We start from the raw sequence: 21862 nt of genomic DNA, 5'->3' as shown, positions 1-21862 counted from the left end.
CGAGTTGAGGCTTCCCTTGATGACAACAGTCGCACCTTTTCCGCTTGTCGAGATCGAAGGAGCGCCGAAAGCGCGCGGCATGGCCTATGGCGAACAGGCGCGCGGGCGCATCGGCGCTTCGGTGGCGCTCTACGCCGGCCAGCTCGACCGGTTCGGCTTCGGGCGGGACGATGTCGCGCGGTTTTCCCAAATCTTCCTGCCTCGCCTGCGGCAATGGGCGCCCGATCTCGTCGAGGAAATGCAAGGGATCGCGTCAGGCGCCAATCTCGACCTGTCCTCGATCGTCCTGGTCAATGCGCGTACCGAAATCCTGCAGCTCGCCCGGCGCGAGAAAGGCATTTCCGACGACGAGCCCGACGGCTGCACGGGCGCTGTGATCTTGCCGGAGGCGACCCGCAACGGCAGGCTCATCCATGGCCAGAACTGGGACTGGAAGGCCGAATGCGCCGAGACCTCGGTGGTGCTGCGCATCCGGCGAACGGACGGGCCGGATCTCCTCACCTTCACCGAAGCCGGCGGACTGGCGCGCAGCGGCTTCAACGCGGCCGGCATCGGCATCACCGCGAACTATCTCGAATCGGACCGCGACTATCGCGACATCGGAATTCCGCTGCCCTTCATCCGGCGCCGGGCACTTGAAGCGCAGCATTTCGCCGACGCCATCAAGGTGGTGGCGACGACACCGAAATCCGGCTCCAACAACATGATGCTCAGCACCGCCGAGGGGTTTACGGTCGATTTCGAATGCGCGCCGGACGAGGCCTTCGCCATCTATCCGGACGACGACATGATCGTCCATGCCAATCACTGGCAGAGCCCGGTGGCGTTGTCGAAGCTGCGCGAAACCGGACTTCGCGACGTGCCGGACAGTCTCTATCGCGACCACCGCGTGCGCCGTCGCCTGTCGGCGCGGCATGGGGACGTCACCATCGACGATTTGAAGGAAGCCCTGTTCGACGATTTCGCTTCGCCGTTCAGCGTCTGTCGTCCGCGGATCAGGAAGAAAGGCGGCAATCTCTCGGCGACGGTGGCGATGATCGTCTTCGAACCAGCCGCCGGCGTCATGGAGATCGCACCGTTGCCGGCCGAGAACCGCGAATTCACCCGCTACGAACTCACCCTCGACGACGAGGTCCGCGAGCGCTCCGAGAAGGCGATGTCGGCACGGGCGAGACCTTCGATATCACAGGAGAAACGATGGTCCGCTTTGTCCTGACCCGCATCGCCAGCGCCATACCGACACTCGTCCTGGTGTCAGTTGCGGTCTTCGTGATGATGCGCTTCATCCCGGGTGACCCTGCGACGCTGATGCTGGGAGACCTCGCACAGCCCGGACAGGTCGAAGCCATGCGGCATCAGATGGGGCTCTACCAGCCTGTGGTGGTGCAATATCTGATCTGGGCCGGCAACGTGCTTGCAGGTGATTTCGGGCGCTCGATCGGCAGCGGGCAAGAGGTGCTGCCGCTGATCCTCGACCGCTTCGCCGTCTCCTCGATCATCGTCCTCCTGGCCGTGCTTGTCGCCTCCGCCATCGCCGTGCCGGCCGGCATGCTGGCCGCCTGGAAGCAGGACAGTTTTGGCGACATCACCGTCGTCGCCACCTCGACCATCCTGCTCTCGATCCCCAGTTTCTGGCTGGGTCTGATGCTGATGCTGATCTTCGGCCTCTATCTCGGCTGGCTGCCGATCGTCGGCTACGTGCCCTTCAGCCGCGACTTCGCGCAAGCCGCTCTCTATGTGATCCTGCCCGTGGCCACCCTGGTGCTCGTCGAGTCCGGCCCGATCGCGCGCATGGCCAGGGCCAGCACGATCGAGGTGGCGCGGCTGGAATACATCACCCATGCGCGGGCAAAGGGACTTTCCGAAAGCGCTGTGATGTGGCGCCATGCTTTCAAGAACGCCTTCGCGCCCACCTTGACCCTGATCGGCCTGGTGCTCGGCAGCCTGCTTTCCAGCATCGTCGTCATCGAGACCGTCTTCACCATTCCCGGCCTCGGCCGGCTGCTGGTCGACGCCATCTATGCCCGCGACTATCCGGTGATTCAGGGAACGATGCTGTTCATCGCCTTCATCTATGTCGTGGTCAACCTTCTCGTCGACCTCGTCTATCCGCTGCTCGATCCGAGGGTCGCCGCATGATCGCCCGTGCGCTCGGCCGGCCCGGCCTGAAATTCAATGCGACCTTCGGGATCGCCGTCACCGGGGCATTGATCCTTCTGGCTGTGTTCGGTCCATGGATCGCCCCCTACGATCCGCTCAAGCTTGATCTGCCGTCGCGGCTCAGCGGGCCGTCGCCCCAGCACCTGCTCGGTGCCGACGAGTTCGGGCGCGACGTGCTCAGCCGCCTCGCCAGCGGCGCGCGGACCAGCGCCTGGATCGCTTTTGCGACAGTCGCCTTCGCCTTGATCCTCGGCATCGTGTTCGGCGTTCTCGCCGGTTTCCTGCGCGGCTGGGTCGATCGCGTCGTCATGATGGTCAACGACGCCTTCCTCGCCTTCCCCGGCCTGCTTCTGGCGCTCGGCCTGATGGCGGTTATCGGCGCCAGCCGCGAGGGTATCATCGTTGCGCTCGGCCTTGCCTACATGCCGATCGTGGTGCGCGTGGTGCGGGCCTCGGTGATGTCCATTCGCGAGCGGGAATATGTCGAGGCCTCGCGGGTGATGGGCAACAGCGAGATCATCACCATGGCGCGGCACGTGCTCCCCAACTGCGTCGCCCCGATCATCGTGCTCGCCACCACAATGTTCGGCTGGATCATCCTGTCGGAGAGCGCGTTGAGCTTTCTTGGACTGGGCGTCCCACCTCCAGCGCCGAGCTGGGGCAACATGCTGTCGACGGCTCGGCCCTATATCGGCCAGGCGCCGCATCTGATCATCCTGCCGGGTCTCTGCATCTCGATCACGCTGCTCGGCATCAACATGCTGGGCGACGCGGTGCGCGACTGGCTCGACCCGAAAATGTAGGTCCTGGAAACATGCTCGTGCCGACCGCGGACAACAACACGATGCTTTCAGTGCGCAATCTGTCGATCTCGGTCGGGCCATCGGGAAAGCGGATCGTCGACGGGCTGAATTTCGACCTCGCCCCCAGTGACATGCTGGCGCTGGTCGGCGAATCCGGTTCGGGCAAGACAATGGCGGCCCGCTCGATCGTGAGCTTGCTCCCTGCCCCGCTGGTCACGACGCCGGACAGCAGCATCCACTTCGAAGGACAGGAGCTCACCGGCCTCGCTCCAAAGGCGCTGCGCCAGATACGCGGTGCGCGGATCGGCATGGTTTTCCAGGAGCCGATGGTCTCGCTCAATCCCGCCGTCACCATCGGCGAGCAGATGGCGGAGGGCCTGCGCCTGCATAGCGCCATGTCGCGCGCCGAGATAAAGGACCGCTCGCTGGCAATGCTGGAGAGGATCCAGATCAAGGATCCCGGCAAATGCCTTGCGGCCTATCCGCACGAATTCTCCGGCGGCATGCGCCAACGCATCATGCTCGCATCGGTCATGCTGCTCAAGCCGCGCCTGCTGATCGCCGACGAGCCGACCACCGCGCTCGACACGCTGGTGCAGCGCGACGTGCTTGACCTGATGGTCGAGCTGACGCGGGAGAACGGAACCGCCGTCCTGCTGATCAGCCACGACCTCGGCATGGTGTCGCACTATGTGAACAACGTGACGGTGATGTGCGAAGGCAAGGCGGTCGAACAGGGAAGCAGCACCCAGGTGCTTCACGCACCGCAGCACGATTACACGCAGCGGTTGGTGGATGCGCTTCCCAAGCGCAGCGCCGGTGGATCGAGAAAAGCCGTCGACGGCCCGCCCCTGGTCGAGATCAGCAATGTCGTCATCGACTATCCGGGCCGTCCCAGGCTGTTTGGGCGCGCGCAGCCGAAGCGCGCCGTCGACGGCGTCGACCTGACCATCCGCCGCGGCGAAACCCTGGCGCTGGTCGGCGCGTCGGGCTCCGGCAAGACGACGCTCGGGCGCGCCATTGTCGGTCTCGTCAGGCCGGCCAGTGGAACGATCTCGTTTCTTGGCACGGCGATTGCCAACGATCGATCCGCTGACGCGCGTGCGCAGCGTCGTGACATGCAGATCGTCTTCCAGGACCCCTATTCGTCGCTCGACCCTCGCCAGTCGATTGCCGAGATCATCACCGAGCCGCTGAAGCTCGACACCGAATTGGACCGCAAGCGGCGGACCGCGCGCATGGATGAGGTCATCGAGGAAGTGGGGCTGACGCGCGACCTTCTCAAGCGTTTCCCGCATCAGCTTTCGGGTGGCCAGCGCCAGCGCGTCGCGATCGCCCGGGCGATCGTCAGGCGACCGGCCTTCGTCGTCGCCGACGAGCCGGTCTCGGCGCTCGACATGACGGTGCAGAAACAGATTCTGCTTCTGATCCGGTCGTTGCAGGAACGCTACGGGTTCGCCTGCCTGTTCGTCTCGCATGATCTGGGTGCGGTGGAGCAGGTTGCCGATCGGGTCGCCGTCATGCAGGACGGAAGGATTGTCGAGATCGGCGACCGCGACGACGTCTTCGATCGACCACGCCACGCCTACACACGCGCCCTTCTCGATGCCGCGATGCTGATCGATCGCCATTTCGCCGATGGCGCGGGCGCACGCAAGGCAGTGGCTCGATGAGGACGGCATGGCTCGTCGCCGCATCATGACAGCGTTTGGCCGTATCACGGAGATCTGGCGATACCCCATCAGTTCGATGGGTGGCGAACGGCTGGACGGGACCGAGCTTGCGCAGGGCGGGATTCCGGGCGATCGGATCTGGGGCATCATCGACCGGCGCGACGGCGCTGTTGCCGCGCCGGAGAAGCGAAAACACTGGCGACCGCTGCCCAACCTTGGTGCAAGGCTGAAGGGTGACTGGCCGGAAATCGGCTTGGACGGCTCCTGGATCGATGCCGGCTCCAGCCTCGCAGGCGAGCTGGTTTCGGCCTTCCTCGATTTCCCGGCGGCGCTGCACCCACATGTCCCCTTCGGCTCGGAAGCCCAGGATCATATCGCGCCACGCTATCAGCGCGCCGACATCCACATCGTCACGTCAGCCTCGATGAACAGGCTTGCCGGCCTGCTTGAGGATCCTTCGCAAGTGGATTCCAGGCGGTTCCGGCCCAACATCGTGATCGAAACCGACGCCTCGCGGGAGGGTTTCGTCGAGCAGCAGATCATCGGGAAAGTGCTGTCGATCGGGACGGCACGGATCGTGATCTCGGAACCGTGCGCGCGCTGCACCTTCACGGCGCTGGCGCAAGGCGATCTCGCCTTCGAGCCGGCAGTGCTGCAAACCATAGCGCGCCATGGCGAAGGCGGCTTCGGCGCGCTCTGCCAAATCATCGAACCGGGCAAGATCAGGCTGGGCGACCAGGTCACCTTGAACGAAGCCTGACCTTATCCAGCTTTCGTCGCCGGACGGCGGCGCGTCGTGACCCTGGTGGTGAACATCCAACGCTTGGCGCCGGGGGCGAATACAGCTCACGATCACTTTTCTCCCCTTCCGCAGGAGAGTCCGAAGGGAATTGGTGACCCAAACCGGTCCTTGCTGGGCCGATTTGGCGGCTCGTAACCGGACGTTGCCCGGAACCAGCGACTTTGCACCGTTCCTGCCGTTCCAATTGAAATCAGCTACGGCGCTAGGTGACCCGGCTCCAGTCATTCCCAAGGCCGTCGGCTTCTTCAAGCCGCCGATCAGCGGCATGGAAGTGGCATGTTACTCAGCCCGCTTGGGCGCGGTGAACGTCCATAGGGGGCGATGCTGACGTCGCGACTTTGCCAAGCTGGAAGACCTCCGTCGCCTCGCCGCGGCCGCGCAGCCGGTGCTTGCCCGCCGGGATCCTTTCGAACCCTTCGTCGAGCCGCGACGCGGTCTCGCCGGAAATGGCGATTGCGGCGGTGGCGCCCGGTTCGAGCTGCTTGCCGAGGTCCTGCAGCCGCTGGCTGACGTTCACGGTGTCGCCGACGATCGTATAGTTGACGCGGTCGGATGCGCCGATATTGCCGACGATGACGGAGCCCGTGTGGATGCCGATGCGGACATGAAGCGGAGGCCGGCCTTCGCCAGCCGCTTCCAGATTGTCCTTGTCCAGCTCCTCGCGGATGGCCGCGGCTGCGCGGACGGCCGCGGCGGCATGGCCCTTCAGACGATCCGGCGCGCCGAAGAACGCCAGCATGCCGTCGCCCAGGAACTTGTCGACAGTACCGCCATGTGCATCGACCGCGCCGCACAGGATCGCGAAGTGGTGGTTCAGCAGCCTGGCCGCGGCGGCGGCGTCCATCTGCTCCGACAGCGTGGTGAAGCCGGCGATGTCGGTGAACATGACGGTGACGACCGCTTCGCGCGGTTCGGCGATGCCGATCTCTCCGGTGCGCACCAGCTTGGCCACCAGCGAGCGCGGAATATAGGTCGAGAATGCACGCAGACCGATCAGCATGGCATTGAAGGCCGAAGCCTGGTTGTCCAACTCCAGCACCCTGCTGCGCGGCAGGGGGGTCACGCCGTCGAGATCGAAATCGGCGACGCGCGTGGCCTGGCCGGCAATCGCCTGGATCGGGCGCGACAGGCGCTTGCCGAGAAGAATCGCGACGATGACCGCCACCGCCATCGCGCCAAGACCGAGCAGAGCTGACCCCATGACGCGCTCGATCTCATCACTGATCTGACTGCTTTCGAAATACCCGCCGATCGTCCAGGGCTTATCGCCGTAGCCGGTGATCTTGCGGGTGATGGCGATGTAAGTGTTCTCTCCTTCCCATGAGGTAGGATCGTCTCGGTCATCAACGCGGATCTCGGCGATTTCTATGTCGCGGGCGTGGCGCGTGTCGAACTCCCGTTCTACCTTGCGCGAGCTATATGCGGCCAATACTGGATCGCCATACGTGGCCAGCGGCGTCAGCGGCAGGACGCCATTCTTCAGACCGTCGGGATCGGCCAGCCTTTGGTCGGCGAGCACGCGATCTTCGCCATCGAGAATGAAGGCATGCGTGCCAAATCGCGATGACAGCTCCCGCGTGATATCGGACAGTTTCTGCAATTCGACCGCCGCGATCACCCAGGCCTGCGTCACGCCATCACGTGCCAGCGGCACGGAGACATGCGCGTACAGGCCGAACTCGTTGGCCACGAACGCCCCCCACTGCCGGCCGCCGACCCGTCGGCGTTGCTCGAGGGCGGCGCGGACTTGAGGCGACTTCTCGGGCTCGGCCGGAAAATGCTCGATCGCGCCCGTTGCAACGTTGTTATCTATGGAGCGCGCGGCGCCGCGGCAGACCAGGTCTGGGGTGCAGATCAGCATCGCCTCGACCCCCGAAGCGGCAGCCAGAGCACCGGCAACGGCTGCAGACATCGCCTCGTCGTCCATCTGGAACTGGCCCTGGGCATAGAGCTGCGCGATGCCGTTCACCGCGTTCTCGGCGTCTCCCATCTCGGCGCGCAGCGAGTCCTCCATCGCATCGATAAGAAGCGTTGATTTCGCGCCGAGCAGGTCGAACGTGTTGCGAAAATTGGCGCCGACCGACAATGCGAGCACGCCGCCGACCGACAGGAACACGAGGCTGCCGAAACTCATCGCCATGATGACTGCAATGGGTATGCGACGCCGCTTCTTTTCGGGGCGGACCAGACGCACTGGTTGTGCGGACGTACTCATGCAGCCAACGTCATAATGCGCCACGGCATTGCAAGCCCGGTGACGGCTTTAAGGAGAGGACGCGCCGAAGCATTCGCACCAATGTGGCGCCGATGTTTCCAGCGCCGATGATTCCGATCCTCATAGGGGTGTTCCTCGAAGATGCGCCCCTTTCTCGCGCAGTGTCGAGAGTGTCAACTCCCGGAAAGGCGCATGCACCACATGATCGTCGCCGCCATGCAGGAGAACCGGGCGATCATCAAGTCGCATATCGAGCGAATGGTGACGATCTTTGAGCCGATCATTCGCGTGGGGACCGAGGCGGGCGAACTCAAGGTCGAGGACCGGCAGAAGCGGCCTGTGCGGTCAACACCGCGTTCACGCCGTTCTTCCACCCGATTCTGATCGAGCACTGCGTTCAACACGGCGAAGAGACCGACGCGGCGGGTACCAACCGTCAGGTTTTCACCACCAGGTACCTTCAAACGAAAGATCGGAGGGCAATACGCCTCCGATCTTTCGGTGACAGGAGAAGCGCCGGCCTATTCGCTTTTCCAGACACCCCATACATGGGGGTTTGCCGCGGGCCATACCGAATAGCCCTTTACTTTCGGCGACACGGCATCGAGGGACGGCTCGTAATAGAGGCCAAGGATCGGCACATCCTTTGCCATGAGTGCATGGAGTTGCTTGAACAGTGCCTTGCGTTGCCCGGCGTCGGTCGTGGCCATCGACTTCGTGTAGAGATCGAGGGCCTCCTTGCTGTCCCACTGCGCCGTCGGGTCGGTCGCCTTGTCGCCAAGGATGACGCCATACATCAGCGACGGATCGAGACGAGCCGAATAGCCAAAGGACTGGATCTGGAATTTGCCGACAAGGTAGTTGTCGAGCTGTGCCGCCCAATCCAGCACTTCGAGCTGGGCGTTGAAGCCCGCAGCCGTCAGCATCGCCTGCAGCAGCACGGCGTTCTCGTACATGCCCTGATAGCGGGTGTTGGTCTGAATCTTGATCGGCTCGCCCTTGTAACCGGCTTCGTCCAGCAGGGCCTTGGCCTTGGCCGGGTCGTATTCCGGCCATTTGAGGAAGTCGTCGTCGAAGAACGAGCTCGCCTGGGCGACGGCCGACGGACCTCCCGTGGCGGCACCGCTGGTGCTGGCGGCGGCGATCTGGTTGATGTCGGCGGCATGCGCCAGCGCCTCGCGTATTTTGACGTTCGACAGCAGCGGGTCCTTGGTCTGCAGCAAGATCACCGTCCACGACAGGCCTTGCGTCGACAGCACCGTCATGCCGCGCGACTTGGCTTCCTCGGCACGCGATGATTCAAGATCGGGCAGGACATCGAGCTCGCCGGCAAACAGCGCGGTTTCCGCCGCCGCCGTGTCAGGGATGACCATGAAGCGCACCTCGTCAACATAGGCCTCACGGCTGCCGGCAAAGCCGCTCGGTGCCTCCTTCACCGGCTTGTAGTCGGCAAAGCGCTCGAGCGCCAAATACTGGCCCTTGACCCATTCCTTCAGCGCGAACGGGCCGCTGCCGATGGCGGAATCGGCGAGCCACTTGCCGTCGGCGCCGACATTCTTCGGGCTGGCGACCCAGCCATTGCATTGGACACTGGCGAGTTGCGCCAGAAAGAGCGCATTCGGTGCCTTGAGCGTGAAGACCACGGTGCGTGGATCAGGCGTCGCCACTTGCTCGACCTTGAGGCCCTGGCTGCCGTCGAAGAAGGGAATGCAGAACCACTGATTGGCCGGGTCCATGCGGCGGTCCCAGTTCCATTTGACGTCGGACGAGGTCACGGCGTCGCCATTGTGGAAAACCGCGCCGTCGCGCAACGTGAAGGCATAGGTCTTGCCGTCGTCCGATACTGTCCAGGATTCGGCCAATGCCGGGCCCACCGTGAGATCGGCGCGATAAGCCACCAGCGTCTCAAAGATATGGTGCAGCACAGTGTCGGTGTTTGCGTCGCGATTAAGACCGTCGGTGGCGCGGATGTCTGCGTTGATGCGGACCTTGAGCGTGCCGCCGGTTTTCGGCTGCTCCTGCGCCATCGCCGGCAGTGCACAAATCATCACCGCGATTGTCGCCAGCACCTGGAACAATCGTCTTCCCATCATCAATCCTGTTCCCATTTTTTATCTCCAGTTTGACCGCAGTTTTTCAGGCGGGCGCCGCATTCAATGTCCGCGCAAAGAACTCCTTGACCTTGGCGATGAGCGCGCAGTCGTTGTGAGCGATGCCAGGCACGACATCCAACTGCACCTCGACGCCATGTCTCTCCAGGCTGCCCTTCAACGATCTGATCCGGTCGTTGCGGGTCGCGCCGGCGAGATCGGCGCCGGGCATCCACCAGTCATCCTCCGGTTTGATGGTGATCTCCCAGGTTTGGAGATCGTCACCACCGATCACCATCTGCACGGCGACCTTGCGCATGGCGTCGATGTCGATGGCCTTGCCGAACACTTTCTCGAAGTCGCGCACCCCGACCCAGAAATCGTGATCGAAGTCGAGCAGGGTCACGACGCCCGGCGCACCGATCGATGCCGCCAGCAGACGTTCGGGATGGAGGAACAGGAAACGATGGGTGAAATGGCCGCCGCCGGAGAAGCCGTACATCAGCACGCGGTCGCCACTGATGCGATAGCGCTCGCGCATCTCCTCGACCATGTCGAGCAGCACGGCATCGTAATGCAGGTCGCCCTGGCGCAGCATCTTGTAAGAGGAAAGATCGCCCGGAAAACAGACATTCGCCGGGAACAGCGGGGCGAGCACGATCACGCCGTTCTGTTCGGCGAAGTCGGCGAAGGCGTCCCGGTAGGCGAGCATGCCTCGCTCGGTGCCATGCACGATCACCGCCAGCGGATAGGTCTTGTCGCTGTCCTCGTCATAGTCGTCGGGGACATAGGCGCAATAGGGGAAGCGCTGGTCGAAGCGGGAGGCGTACACCGTCGTGTGCCCGAAATCGTAATAGGACAGGCGCTTGCCATGTCCGCTGACGTTGCGCATCGAATTTTCCCTGATCTCAATCTCATTGTTTCATCATTTTGTGTGACTGAAAAGCATTTGTTTATCCACATCGTCAGGAAAGTACGTATTTTACATCGCGTAACGCCTGACATCATCGGGCAAGCATGAGAAGCTATCCGGGCCGTCGCGCGTCAAGTCCAGCCGAGCGGCACGACCAACGACATCGTGAAGTTGTGCAGGTTGACTCGGTTGTCTGCTCGCCTAACTTCGCGGTCACATGATATTTTCCCGCATCCGCAAGCTTGTCCCTCTTGTTCTCCTGGCCGGCAGTTCGATCGTGTCCTCCTGCGTCGCCCCTGACGACACGTCGAACCTCCCGAAGGAAGACGCCACAACGTCGGCAGCCCGCAAGGAGATGGTCGGTCTCAGCGAGGCGGACGTTCGAATGTGCGCCGGCTTTCCGACTGCCACCGCTGATGCGGCGGGAGGCCAGATCTGGACCTATCAGCGTACCGTTCAACGCGGCAATCTCAACGTGGTGATTCCAACCTTGGCCGTGGGCGCGATCCCGACGGTTGGAGGATCGCTCAATGTCGATCCCGGCGGCTATTGCAACACGCAAATCCGAATGGTCGACGGCCGTGTTGCCGAGGTTGCCTACGCCGGCGACAACAACACGCCGAACCACCGCGATGCGCTCTGCGTCAGCACGGTAGACGGCTGCGTGGCCTATGCCCGCCGGCGCCATCAAGTCAGGACAGGAGCCAGCCCCAGGTAACCGGCCAGGTAATCTGGCTCCAGCTAATCGGGCTGGCTGGCGCAACCCAGGCCCTGCAGCATTCGTTCCTGTTTCAGGCAGACGTTCCATATCCGAACCGTTGCCAGAGACGACCGCCGGCTCCCGCCGATCGGCCTTGCGGAAAGCCGGTCGGCCGGAACCATTCTTGGGGTCGGGAGTACAAGAGGTCGAAAGGACAGGGATGGCAGACGATGATCATCACCCGCAGGACGTTCGTGAAGACTGCCGCCGCTTCCGGAGCGGCTCTGGTGATGCCGGCAGCCGCACCCGGCGCGCCGCCCGCGCCGGCGATGCGCGCCGTGCCCTCCTCGGGAGAAATGCTTCCCGCTGTCGGCCTGGGCACCTGGATCACCTTCAATGTCGGCGACGATCCGGTGCTGCGCGACGAGTGCGCCGAGGTGATGGCGGCCTTCTTTGCGGCAGGCGGCCGCATGATCGATTCCTCGCCCATGTACGGCTCCTCGCAGCCCGTGATCGGCTATGGCCTCGAAAAGCTCGGCCGGCCCGAAGCGCTGTTTTCCGCCGAGAAGGTCTGGACCTCCTCCGCCGCCGACGGGCCCGCGCAGATCGAGCAGTCGCGCCGCTTCTGGGGTGTCCCGCGCTTCGATCTCGTGCAGGTCCACAACCTCGTCGCCTGGGAGACGCATCTCGAAACCCTGTTCGCCATGAAGGCGGACGGGCGGATCCGCTATGTCGGCATCACGACGTCCGAAGGACGGCGGCACGATTTGTTCGAACAGATCATGCGCGCGCATCCGCTCGACTTCGTGCAGCTCACCTATAACGTCGTCGACCGCGAAGCGCAGCAACGGCTGCTGCCGCTGGCGGCCGAGCGCGGCATGGCTGTCATCGTCAACCGGCCGTTTCGGCAAGGCGCGCTGACGCGTCAGCTCCAGGGCGAGACGCTACCGGACTGGGCGGCCGGGATCGGTGCCGCGACCTGGGCGCAGTTCATACTGAAATTCATCGTTTCGCATCCCGCCGTCACCGTCGCCATCCCCGCCACCACCCGCGTCGACCACGTGCGCGAGAACCTGTTGGCAGCGACCGGACCCCTCCCCGACACGGCCATGCGCGAGCGGATGGCGGCCTACGTCCGGGACCTCTAAGCAGGCATTCGTGGGCTGGAATGCCTGCGTGGATTCTGTTGTTTGTCGCAGGCTCTTGTCGCAAAACCGTGGGAGGCTTTTGTGGAACCTGCTTGGATGTCGGAATGGTGGACCTACCGGCTGGAGGATTTCCTGCTCTTCTCGCCGCGCGTCTATTGGCGCATGTTCGAGTTGGCCAATGCCGCGTTCTGGCCGCTGCATCTCCTGACGCTCGCCGCCGGCCTCGCCATTGTCTTGCTCGTGCTTAGGCAGCCGCGTCGCCATGATCTGTGGATTGCGCTCGTCCTCGCCGCGCTCTTTGCCTTCGTCGGCTGGTCCTTGCTGTGGAGCCGCTATGCCGCGATCAACTGGGCGATCGCCTATGTCGCGCCGGCCTTCGGCCTGCAGGCGCTGCTGCTGGTGATCGGCGGTGCGCGCGGCGGCCTCGCCTTTGACCGGCGGGACATCGCAGGGCGGCTCGGGCTGCTGATCGCGGTCGCTGCCCTCGTCGTCTATCCCCTGCTGCCGCCGCTCTTCGGGCGGCCATGGGCGAGTGCCGAGGTCTTCGGCATCGCGCCGGACCCGACGGCGATCGCAGCGCTCGGCGTCCTGCTTGCCGCGAGCGGCGGGCTTGTGCCGCTGCTGTTGGCGATCCCGCTGCTGTGGCTGCTGCTCAGCGGCCTGACGCTGCATGCCATGGGCGATCCGCAAGCCTGGCTGCCGCTTCTGGCAGCGGCCACCATTTTAGCTGCCTTGACCCTGCGCCGCATCGCCCGGTGATGCCGGCACGATCAAGAAATCAGCCGGCTCCGGCCAGATAAATACAAGTTTCAGATGTAACAGAATTTTCTCCTTCTGAAATCGTCGCGTAACGCCGTACCGCCAGGTTCGCACTTCAGCAGACCGCAGCCACACGCTCGCCGCGTGGATTGTCACAAGCCAGCCGGTTGCGCCAGCCGGTTGCGGATGTGACTTGCTCTGAAAGAGAGGTAATCATGGCCAATCAACTTTCGCGGACAGCGCCTCCGGCCAAAGATGCAACCGTCCAACCGATTGCCGCCACGCCGGAACTTCCTTCCGCCGTCCCGCTGATGGCGCTGTCGACCGGTTTCTGGGCCTTCAAGACCTTGGCGGCTGCGCATGAGCTGGACCTCTTCAGCCGCCTTGCGGGCGGCGCCGGCACCACGGTTGCCGAGCTGGCCGAAGCGCTCAGCCTGCATCAACGCCCGGCCGAGATGCTGTTGACCGGCTGCGCTGCACTCGGGCTCCTGGAGAAAACCGGCGGCCGCTATCGCAACACGCCGTTAAGCGAAACCTATCTCGTGCGCGGAAAACCGTATTACTTCGGCGGCTTTGTGCAGATGCTCGACAAGCGGCTCTATCCCGGTTGGGGCAGACTGACCGAGGCGCTGCGCACGAACCGGCCGACGACGTGGGACCCGGCGGTGCAATCCTCGGTGTTTGACGGCGAAGATCCGATGATGCTGGCGCTGTTCTGGGAGGCGATGCATTCGGTCTCCACGATGACCGCGCGCAAGCTCGGCGAAGCGATGGATTTCGGACATTTCCGCCGCCTCCTCGACATCGGCGGCGGATCGGGCGCGTACGACATCGAGCTTTGCAAACAATATGGGGCGCTGCGTGCGACCGTGTTCGACTTGCCGCATGTCGCCGCGATCGCCGCGGGAAAGATCGCCGAGGCCGGCTTGACCGACCGGATCGAGACCGCAGGCGGCAACTTCTTCGAGCAGCTTCCCGGGGGTCACGATTTGCATCTCCTGTCGATGATCCTGCACGATTGGGACGAGGCGAAGAACCGCGCCCTGCTGCGCCGGTCGTTCGGGGCTTTGCCGAGCGGCGGCGCAGTCGTCATCAGCGAGCTTCTCGTCAATGACGAAAAGACCGGACCGGCGCCGGCGGCGCTGATGAGCCTCAACATGCTGATCGAGACGGAAGGGCGAAACTACACGCCGGCCGAATATTCGGCGTGGCTCGAGGAAGCCGGATTCCGGGACATCGAGACGGTCTGGTTCGAGGCACCCGGCGCGAACGGCGCCGTGATCGGCCGCAAGCCGTAAGGCGCGAAGCGCAGTGGAATAGGCGCCCTGCAGTTCAACCCTGCCGACATGATGATGGAGGCCGAAATGGCTCACACGCAAAATCGCATCGATCGTCACCGTCTGCTTGAACTTGTGCTGAAAACCACAGCAACCGCAATCGCGGCTCTCAAGACCTGGCAACGGACCGTCTCAAGACGTCGGGCAATCGCTGATTTGACCCCCGATCGGTTGCGGGACATCGGTCATGCCGAGGCACCCGCGCCTGTGCTTGAGGTCAAGGCGGGTCTAGTCACGAACCTGATGTCGATGAGGTAAGCGAATTCGAAAGCGATAAGATGGACTGGAACAGTCTTGCCCAATTCTCGGCCGCAACACTTTTGATTCTCATCACGCCCGGCCCGATCATGGTGATCATTACCTATAATACGCTGCGGCACGGGGCGATGGCCGGTTTCTCGACCGCGATTGGCGTAGCGTTCGGAGAGGTGTGTCTGCTCGGGGCAATGTTCGTCGGCCTGTCACTTTCCGGTGAGCTCTTGCCAGTGCTGTTGCGATGGCTTTCGCTGGCCGGAGCTCTTTATCTCATCTGGCTCGCTGCGGGCGCGTTGCGCCTCCGCCGTCGGCTTTCGCGCTCTCCGAATTTGTCTCGCGCTCGTCCGCCGGTCCTCGATGGGCTGACGATGGCCTTTGCAAATCCCGCAGCCCTTCTGTTCTATGCCGCCTTCTTTCCACAATTCGTGGATCCGGATCATTCGGTCTCTATGCAAATAGCCTTGCTTAGCGCGATGTATGTTTGCTTGCGCTCGGTCACCGCCTCGGCTTGCGTCTTCACAGTCGCGCGCCTCCGGCTGCCGGTCGGCTGTGCACAGGTCGGCAGGTTTGCAAATCTGGGCAGCGCCGCAGTCTATCTCTCAATCGCAGTCATCACCGTCCTCAGACTCATGTGAAATCGCACCGAACGGTGACCAATGTCGCCACGTTCGGCGGCAGCGCGGCCGGCCGTCATCGCAGGTACAAGGCGAGCGGTCGTCATGCATTTTTGCTCCTTCTCACAAGCTCAGGCAACCGGGCGCTTTGCCAGCAGCAGCCCACATCCAAGCATGATCATGGCACCGCCCGAGCCTTCACGAAGACGGCGAACGAGATTCCCACGCGACGCCGCGCCATCGCGAAGCCTTCCGGCTGCAAACGCCACGACAATATCGGCGAGCGTGTTGAGGGCAACCGAGACGGCGCCGAGGATCAGGAACTGCAGAACGACGTGATCCGACGATGTATCGACAAACTGGGGAATGAAGGCGAGGAAGAATGCGGCCGTCTTCGGGTTCATCACTTCGACAAGAACGCCATCCCTGAAGGCCCGCATCGTGCCGACGGGCGGCTCCGAATGACCCAGCGACTTGTAGTCGAGCCTGGCATGGCGAATGGTTCGGTATCCCATCCAGACCAGATAGAGCGCGCCGACCACCTTGAGTGCCGTGAACAATTCGGCGCTTGCCAGCACGATCGCCGAGACGCCAAGGCTGCCGGCCACGACATGAAACAGCCCGCCGAGACCATTGCCAAGGCTCGAAGCGATTCCTTCCGAGCGACCGCCGGAAAGGGTTCGGGCGGCGACATAAAAAATCCCCGGACCCGGGGTAATCGCCAGCAGGAATGCCGTGAACAGGTAGACTGTGAAGGCGTTGGAATCCAGCATGGAAATGTCCTGATTAAGACTGTCTATCGAGCTTGCATATAACCAGCGGAGAAACCGCATCGAGATGGTCGAGAGCGGCGGCGACGCGCTGCCCTGCCTGGTCCTTCAGCGGGAGGACGGGGCGTGGCGGATCGACGTCGCACAGGTTCAGAAGACTGGCGAGGACATACATCACCCTGAAACTGCCGAATTCCTTGAACAGCGCCCAAAGCGGTCCGAAGGCGGCGTCAAGTCGCTCGACGGCCGCAGCGTCCCCGGCTTGCGCCGCTCGCGTCAGGGCCAGGGCCGGTGACGGCAGAAGTCCTGCGACGACGGAATACCAGGCGTCGCTCCCGGCGAGCAGCGCAGGCGCGCCGCCCCAGTCGCCGCTGTAGCCGATCCTGAATGCCGACCCGGTCGCAGACCGGAGGGAGGCAAGTTCGGACGCGAAGTCACCACCGGACGGCAAAGGCATCTTCACGGCTTCGATGTTGACCACCTTCGACAAGCGGGAAATGAGGTCCAGACTGAAGGTGAACCTGGTCGTGCCGGGATTGTTGTAGATGCAAAGCGGGAGTTGCCCCGCGTCGGCGACTGCGGTGAAGTGTTCGAAGACCTCGTCGTCGACAAGCGGCGTATAGGAAACCGGAGCGAGCAGCAGGCCGTCGGCGCCCGCAGCCTTCGCGTCACGGGCAAGGTCCACCGCATCGCTGGTCCGGATCGCTCCGACGCCGACAATAACCGGGATTTTGCCGCCGACCGTGTCCATTGCCGTTTCGACCGCCCGTCGACGCTCTTGTCGCGTGAGGAAAGCGTAGGCGCCGGTACTGCCGAGCAGTCCGATGGAGTCCGCTCTCGCCTCCTCGATGTTCTTCAGAAGGCGCGCGAGGGCGGCGGTGTCGAGCCTGCCGGAAGCGTCCGCCGGGGTGATCGGGAATGCTGAAAGGCCTTGGAAGAGTGACATGAAGGAACCTTTTCAGATGCGGGTCAGGAGAAGCTTTAGCCCGGCAAATCCGAAGAATACCGCCAGCGTGCCTTCGATCCAGCGCCGCGCCCGCCGATACAGGGCGATCATGGGAGCGGTCGAAAAGACGATCGCGTAGCCGCAGAAGATGGTGACGCTCAGCACCGCGCAGCCCGCGAGGATCACCAGAACCGTATGCGACGACGACCCGGGCCCGAGTCCCAGCGTCATCAGCGCGATCCATGCCAGGATCGATTTCGGATTGGTGAGATGCATTAGCAGTCCGCGCTGGTAGAGAGTGGCCGCCGTCGCCTTCCGTTCGTTGGTCGGGCGAAGCTGATCCTTGTCTGAAGAAAGCGCAGCCTTGCCCGCCTTGAAGGCGAGATAGAGAAGATACAGGCCGCCGAGCAGCTGCAGGACCACAAGTGCGTGCGCGTATCGACTGAGGATCGCCGAAACACCTGACGCCGCCATCAGGCCCCAAAAGATCGAGCCACTGACGACGCCAGATGCGATTGCCAGCGCGGCCCCGCGGCCGTCGTTCATGGCGACGGCCATGATGCGCATATTGCTCGGCCCGGGACTGCCGGCAGCGATGACGTAGGCGGTAAAGACGATGATGAATTGGTGGAACTCGGCCAGCATTTTACTTCCCAGGAGGTGCAATCTGGCCTCATCAATACAAGCACAACTGGCCCTGACCTAGAACCAGTTTTGAATAAAAAGCGCTGGTCCAGTTGGCCTCGGGCCTTTGCCTGGCTGATTTTCCCGGTAATGTCTGGATCAACGAAACGTCTTCATTTGGGTAATCGCGAATGGTCCAGTCCCGCAAGCAGAATTCGTCGTCGGGAAGTTCGTCGTCGGGATTGGGCGCGCGCGGGATCTATGAGAACCTGCGGGAACAGATCGTGGCGGAGGTCTACGGCCGCGGAGACGTGCTTCCGTCGGCTCGTGCACTGGCGGTCGAGCTTGGCGTCTCGCGAACGACTGTGACGTCCGCTTACGAACAGCTCGCCGCCGAGGGCTTCGTGGTCATTCGACATGGCGCTCGGCCACGGGTGGCCATCAAGGTCGCGCACAGCGAGCCGGGAAACCTCGTTGATACAGCCGCAGAGCCACACAGCCTCTCCGCTTTCGGAGAAAGGCTTCGATCCCGAGCCATCCCGATGCGGGTTGCGTCGGAGAAGCTCGTCGCCGACTTCCGCTACGGCGACATGTCGGCCTCTGACTTCCCGACCCTTGCCTGGCGAAAGGCCATGAACGATGCTGCGCTGGGACGGCCGCTCAAGCTGTCCTATGGCGACCCCTGTGGCTTGACCCGCCTGCGTGCCGCCCTGCAGGGCTATCTATGGCGAGCGCGCAGCATCCGCTGCGAGGTGAGCGAGATCGTCGTCGTCAACGGTTCTCAGCAGGGACTGGATCTCTGCGCCCGCCTGCTTCTCGATGAGGGCGACGGCTTCGCCATCGAAGAGCCCTGCTACCCGATGGCACGGAGCGTCTTCGAGATGACAGGAGCCATCGCCGCCCCGGTGGAGGTCGACGCCGAAGGCATCAGGGCGGACTTGTTGGCGGATGTTGACGCGCGGCTGGCTTACGTCACGCCTTCACATCAGTTTCCCCTGGGAAGCGTCATGTCGATGGGGCGACGCCAGCAACTGCTAGGATGGGCGAAAGAGAAGAGGGCCTACATCGTCGAGGACGACTACGACAGCGAATATCGTTTCGACATGAACCCGATACCGCCGCTTCGCGCGCTGGGAGGCGCGTCGAACGTCATCTATATCGGAACGGTCTCGAAGACACTGTCGCCGTTGCTGCGGATCGGCTACGTCGTCGTTCCGCGTGAGTTGCAGGAGGTTTTTGCCCATGCCAAGCGGCTGACGGACAGGCATGCCCCCAGCCTCGAACAGGAGGCGCTTGCGACCCTGCTGGAATCCGGCGCCTACGAAAGCCACGTGCGCAAGGCCCGGCGTCAAAATGCCCGCCGACGTGCAGCGCTCCTCGACGCTCTGCAGGCGGAATTCCGCGATCTTGTTCGGGTCGAAGGCGCAGAGGCCGGTCTGCACGTCGTCGTCTGGTTTCACGACACGCCGCCCTCCATGGCGACATCATTCATCGAGAAAGCCGCCTCGCTTGGGGTCGGCATCTATTCCATATCGCCGCATTATTTCGACCAGACATTGGATCGCAGCTGCCTCGGCCTGGTGATGGGATACGCAAGTCTGACCGAGAGCCAGATCCACAGAGGACTAAAGCTCCTTCGACGCGCTTACGAGGAGGCAACAGGCAGCGGCGACGTATCGTAGGTGCTTTACGGCCTGCCTGAGGGAACAGGCGCGCGCGACCCCGAAGGCAGCCTCGGCATCGCGCGGGTGGTGATCTGCCGCTAGAGCGCTTTGCGTTTTGGTGGACTAAAACCGCGCTCTAACTCCTTGTTTTACGCATTTTGTCGGACGCCAAACCAAGATTTTTGGCTGCAAAATGCCCTAGAACCACCGCCGTTCAGGCTCGGAGCTCTTTGCAATCACAATTCCCAAGAGAACGCCGAGCACGCCGCCAAGCATCATCGCCGTAGAGATCGTGCCTGGATTCTGCTGGACGGTTTCGGTCACGGTGTGTGCCTGGCTACGCAATTGCCGGGCTGCGCGCGAGGCTCGTTCGGCGGCGCTCTCGTACCAGCCCTGTGCCTCCTCGGCACGGTCGGAAAGGGTCCGGTTTATTTTGGCGATTTCGCGACGAAGCTCGGCGATCTGTTTCTTCATCACTTCCTGCGCGTCGTTTGCCGCCTTTGAGGTGCCTGCCATATTGGTGGTCTCCGCCATTGGATTTCTCCCTTTGGTAATCATATCCCCCAAGGTCATCAGATAGCGGAAACGGTCGCGGACGCGCAGGGTTCCTTGCCCCAGAAAACGCGCCGCTGATTGCGTTATCAAGCATCCCCTTGCACCCGCGCGTGGCGGGCAATGATGCTCTCCTCGTCGGTCGCGACGACGCGTATTTCGACCTTGCTGTCGGGTCGGCTTATGATCCCGGCATGGGCGGCATTGGATGGCTCGTCGATCGCCACGCCAAGCCAATCAAGCCTTTCGCATATTGCCTTGCGGACCGGCGCCGAGCGCTCGCCGATGCCGGCGGTGAACACCAGGCATTCGAGGCCGCCCAGCGTGTTGGCGAGCGCGGCAGCTTCCCGTGCCGCCCTGAAGGCAAAAAGCTCTACCGCTTCGCGGGCGTGGGGGCCGTCGCTCGCTTCCAGCGTGCGCATGTCGCCCGAGATGCCGGATATTCCAAGCAGCCCGGATTGCTCATAGAGCATATGCTGCAGAGCCTCTCCGGCGATGCCTCGTTCCAGGACGAAGTACAAAAGCACGCCCGGATCGATGGCGCCGCAACGCGTGCCCATGACCAGCCCGTCGAGCGCGGAAAAGCCCATCGTCGTGTCGAAGCTTCTCCCGTCGCGCATGGCGCACAGGCTCGCCCCGTTGCCGAGATGGGCGACGATCGTCCGCTTCGCTGCAAGCGCCGGCGACATCGCCTTGAGCCGCCCGGCGATGTACTCGTAGGAAAGTCCGTGAAACCCGTAGCGGCGGATTCCGTCCGCATCGTATTTGCGCGGCAGCGCGAAGCGGCTGACGATCGGATCGATCGTCTGATGGAAGGCTGTGTCGAAGCAGCCGACCTGCGGCAGATCCGGCCGCAGCGCCGCAAGTGTGCGGATCGGCGCGAGACTGCGGGGCTGGTGCAGCGGCGCAAGCGGCGTCAGCCTGTCCAGGGCCTCGATCACGACCGGCGTCAGGCGGACGGGTTCGACGAACTCGCGCCCACCATGCACGATGCGGTGACCGGCGCAGACCAGTTTCCTGCCGCCAAGTTCGCTCTCGATCCAGCGCAGCAAGTCGCCGATGCCCGTATCGCGTGCGTCTGCGGCAAGCCGCCGATCACACTGCACTGTTCCGTCGGCCGCTTTCGCGCTGAGCCTCGGCGCATCGCCCAGATCCAGCGTGCCACGCGAGACAAGCTGCAGTTCGGCGGAGGGTTCCAGATCGTATAGTCCGAACTTGATGCTGGAGGAGCCGGCGTTCAGTGCCAGAATTGCCTGTCGCATCAATCGCCAGCCTTCGCCGCGCTGTTCTCGGGCCAGTTCCACTCCTGGATCTCGGGCATGTCTTCGCCGTGCTTGCGAACATAGGCCTTGTGTTCGGCAAGCTTCCCGTGAAGTTCGGCGGCAAGGTCTTTCGCCCGTTCGGCGAGCCCAGGCACGCGTTCGATCGCGGCGAGCGCCAGGTGGTAGCGGTCGAGCTCATTGAGCACGACCATGTCGAACGGCGTCGTCGTGGTGCCTTCCTCACGAAAGCCGTGCACGTGCATGTTGTCATGGTTGGCGCGTCGGTAGGTCAGGCGGTGGATGAGATAGGGATAGCCATGATAGGCGAAGATGACCGGCCTGGCCTTCGTGAACAGCGCGTCGAAATCCTCGTCCGCCAAGCCATGCGGATGCTCTGAATTCGACTGCAGCGTCATCAGGTCGACCACGTTGACGACGCGAACCTTCAGGTCAGGAAGCGCCGAACGCAGAATATCGGCGGCCGCGAGCGTCTCCAGTGTCGGCACGTCGCCGGCGCAGGCCATGACCACATCCGGATCCTCGCGCTCCGCAACCGTCCCGGCCCACCCCCAGAT

The 21862-nt window shown here is 63.3% G+C and carries 22 protein-coding genes; 13 read left to right on the top strand and 9 right to left on the bottom strand.

The window, feature by feature from the left end:
- Positions 1-19 precede the first annotated feature (19 nt).
- From AC0L2R_RS17230 to AC0L2R_RS17210, 5 genes are read left to right on the top strand one after another with little or no spacing between them, the layout of a single operon-like run.
- Complete coding sequence (locus AC0L2R_RS17230) at positions 20-1216, top strand: C45 family autoproteolytic acyltransferase/hydolase (protein WP_473510404.1); 1197 nt, start codon at positions 20-22, stop codon at positions 1214-1216.
- Positions 1198-2139, top strand: a complete 942-nt coding sequence (locus AC0L2R_RS17225; protein WP_473510402.1) for an ABC transporter permease — start codon at positions 1198-1200, stop codon at positions 2137-2139. The genes AC0L2R_RS17230 and AC0L2R_RS17225 overlap by 19 nt, the downstream gene beginning before the upstream one ends.
- Complete coding sequence (locus AC0L2R_RS17220; RefSeq protein WP_128166589.1) at positions 2136-2963, top strand: ABC transporter permease; 828 nt, start codon at positions 2136-2138, stop codon at positions 2961-2963. The genes AC0L2R_RS17225 and AC0L2R_RS17220 overlap by 4 nt, the downstream gene beginning before the upstream one ends.
- Before the next feature lie 41 nt (positions 2964-3004).
- On the top strand, positions 3005-4636 hold the full coding sequence (locus tag AC0L2R_RS17215; protein ID WP_473510675.1) for an ABC transporter ATP-binding protein: 1632 nt from the start codon (positions 3005-3007) through the stop codon (positions 4634-4636).
- A 7-nt stretch (positions 4637-4643) separates the two neighbouring features.
- A complete protein-coding gene (locus tag AC0L2R_RS17210; RefSeq protein ID WP_473510400.1) occupies positions 4644-5396 on the top strand; it encodes an MOSC domain-containing protein in 753 nt (250 codons plus the stop codon).
- Positions 5397-5721: 325 nt separating this feature from the next.
- Here the strand turns inward: AC0L2R_RS17210 and AC0L2R_RS17205 are convergent, their stop codons facing one another.
- Positions 5722-7653 (bottom strand): adenylate/guanylate cyclase domain-containing protein, encoded by a 1932-nt coding sequence (locus AC0L2R_RS17205; RefSeq protein ID WP_473510398.1) that lies wholly within the window; start codon positions 7651-7653, stop codon positions 5722-5724.
- A 192-nt stretch (positions 7654-7845) separates the two neighbouring features.
- Here AC0L2R_RS17205 and AC0L2R_RS17200 point away from each other — a divergent pair, with 192 nt between their 5' ends.
- A complete protein-coding gene (locus tag AC0L2R_RS17200; RefSeq protein WP_473510397.1) occupies positions 7846-8037 on the top strand; it encodes a hypothetical protein in 192 nt (63 codons plus the stop codon).
- 137 nt (positions 8038-8174) lie between these two features.
- Here AC0L2R_RS17200 and AC0L2R_RS17195 read toward each other — a convergent pair whose 3' ends face one another.
- Positions 8175-9761 carry an ABC transporter substrate-binding protein gene (locus tag AC0L2R_RS17195; RefSeq protein ID WP_473510395.1) on the bottom strand — a complete coding sequence of 529 codons (1587 nt, stop codon included), beginning with the start codon at positions 9759-9761 and terminating at the stop codon, positions 8175-8177.
- Positions 9762-9789: 28 nt separating this feature from the next.
- Positions 9790-10635 (bottom strand): alpha/beta hydrolase, encoded by an 846-nt coding sequence (locus AC0L2R_RS17190; RefSeq protein ID WP_473510393.1) that lies wholly within the window; start codon positions 10633-10635, stop codon positions 9790-9792.
- 238 nt (positions 10636-10873) lie between these two features.
- Between AC0L2R_RS17190 and AC0L2R_RS17185 the strand changes: the two genes are divergently transcribed.
- From AC0L2R_RS17185 to AC0L2R_RS17160, 6 genes are all read left to right on the top strand, one after another.
- Positions 10874-11374, top strand: a complete 501-nt coding sequence (locus tag AC0L2R_RS17185; protein ID WP_473510392.1) for a hypothetical protein — start codon at positions 10874-10876, stop codon at positions 11372-11374.
- Positions 11375-11646: 272 nt separating this feature from the next.
- A complete protein-coding gene (locus AC0L2R_RS17180; protein WP_473510673.1) occupies positions 11647-12504 on the top strand; it encodes an aldo/keto reductase in 858 nt (285 codons plus the stop codon).
- 81 nt (positions 12505-12585) lie between these two features.
- A complete protein-coding gene (locus tag AC0L2R_RS17175) occupies positions 12586-13263 on the top strand; it encodes a DUF6064 family protein (protein WP_473510390.1) in 678 nt (225 codons plus the stop codon).
- Between the two features lie 215 nt (positions 13264-13478).
- Positions 13479-14561, top strand: a complete 1083-nt coding sequence (locus AC0L2R_RS17170) for a methyltransferase (RefSeq protein ID WP_473510388.1) — start codon at positions 13479-13481, stop codon at positions 14559-14561.
- Positions 14562-14627: 66 nt separating this feature from the next.
- Entirely contained in the window at positions 14628-14858 is a 231-nt protein-coding gene (locus tag AC0L2R_RS17165) for a hypothetical protein (protein WP_473510387.1), read from the top strand.
- Between the two features lie 20 nt (positions 14859-14878).
- Positions 14879-15490, top strand: coding sequence for a LysE family translocator (locus tag AC0L2R_RS17160; protein WP_473510385.1), 612 nt, complete (start codon positions 14879-14881; stop codon positions 15488-15490).
- A 110-nt stretch (positions 15491-15600) separates the two neighbouring features.
- Here the strand turns inward: AC0L2R_RS17160 and AC0L2R_RS17155 are convergent, their stop codons facing one another.
- Genes AC0L2R_RS17155 through AC0L2R_RS17145 form a run of 3 tightly spaced genes read right to left on the bottom strand, consistent with a single transcriptional unit; the run spans position 15601 to position 17830 of the window.
- Positions 15601-16242: a LysE family translocator gene (locus AC0L2R_RS17155; RefSeq protein WP_473510383.1), complete on the bottom strand. Its 642-nt coding sequence runs from the start codon at positions 16240-16242 to the stop codon at positions 15601-15603.
- 13 nt (positions 16243-16255) lie between these two features.
- On the bottom strand, positions 16256-17185 hold the full coding sequence (locus AC0L2R_RS17150; RefSeq protein ID WP_473510382.1) for a dihydrodipicolinate synthase family protein: 930 nt from the start codon (positions 17183-17185) through the stop codon (positions 16256-16258).
- Positions 17186-17197: 12 nt separating this feature from the next.
- Positions 17198-17830, bottom strand: coding sequence for a LysE family translocator (locus AC0L2R_RS17145; RefSeq protein WP_287173977.1), 633 nt, complete (start codon positions 17828-17830; stop codon positions 17198-17200).
- A 170-nt stretch (positions 17831-18000) separates the two neighbouring features.
- Here AC0L2R_RS17145 and pdxR point away from each other — a divergent pair, with 170 nt between their 5' ends.
- Positions 18001-19491 (top strand): MocR-like pyridoxine biosynthesis transcription factor PdxR, encoded by a 1491-nt coding sequence (pdxR, locus tag AC0L2R_RS17140; protein WP_473510380.1) that lies wholly within the window; start codon positions 18001-18003, stop codon positions 19489-19491.
- Positions 19492-19671: 180 nt separating this feature from the next.
- Here the strand turns inward: pdxR and AC0L2R_RS17135 are convergent, their stop codons facing one another.
- The 3 genes from AC0L2R_RS17135 to AC0L2R_RS17125 all read right to left on the bottom strand — a co-directional run.
- The gene (locus tag AC0L2R_RS17135; RefSeq protein ID WP_473510378.1) at positions 19672-20007 is read right to left on the bottom strand and encodes a hypothetical protein; all 336 of its coding nucleotides are present in this window, start codon (positions 20005-20007) and stop codon (positions 19672-19674) included.
- Between the two features lie 107 nt (positions 20008-20114).
- Positions 20115-21287 (bottom strand): acetate/propionate family kinase, encoded by a 1173-nt coding sequence (locus AC0L2R_RS17130; protein ID WP_473510376.1) that lies wholly within the window; start codon positions 21285-21287, stop codon positions 20115-20117.
- The coding region (locus AC0L2R_RS17125; RefSeq protein ID WP_473510374.1) for a phosphoketolase family protein at positions 21287-21862 on the bottom strand (576 nt) is incomplete at its 5' end. The genes AC0L2R_RS17125 and AC0L2R_RS17130, both read right to left, overlap by 1 nt.

The organism is Mesorhizobium sp. WSM4820 (assembly GCF_055811075.1).
The sequence above is the reverse complement of the archived record's forward strand: the minus strand, read 5'-3'. Positions and strand labels throughout refer to the sequence as shown.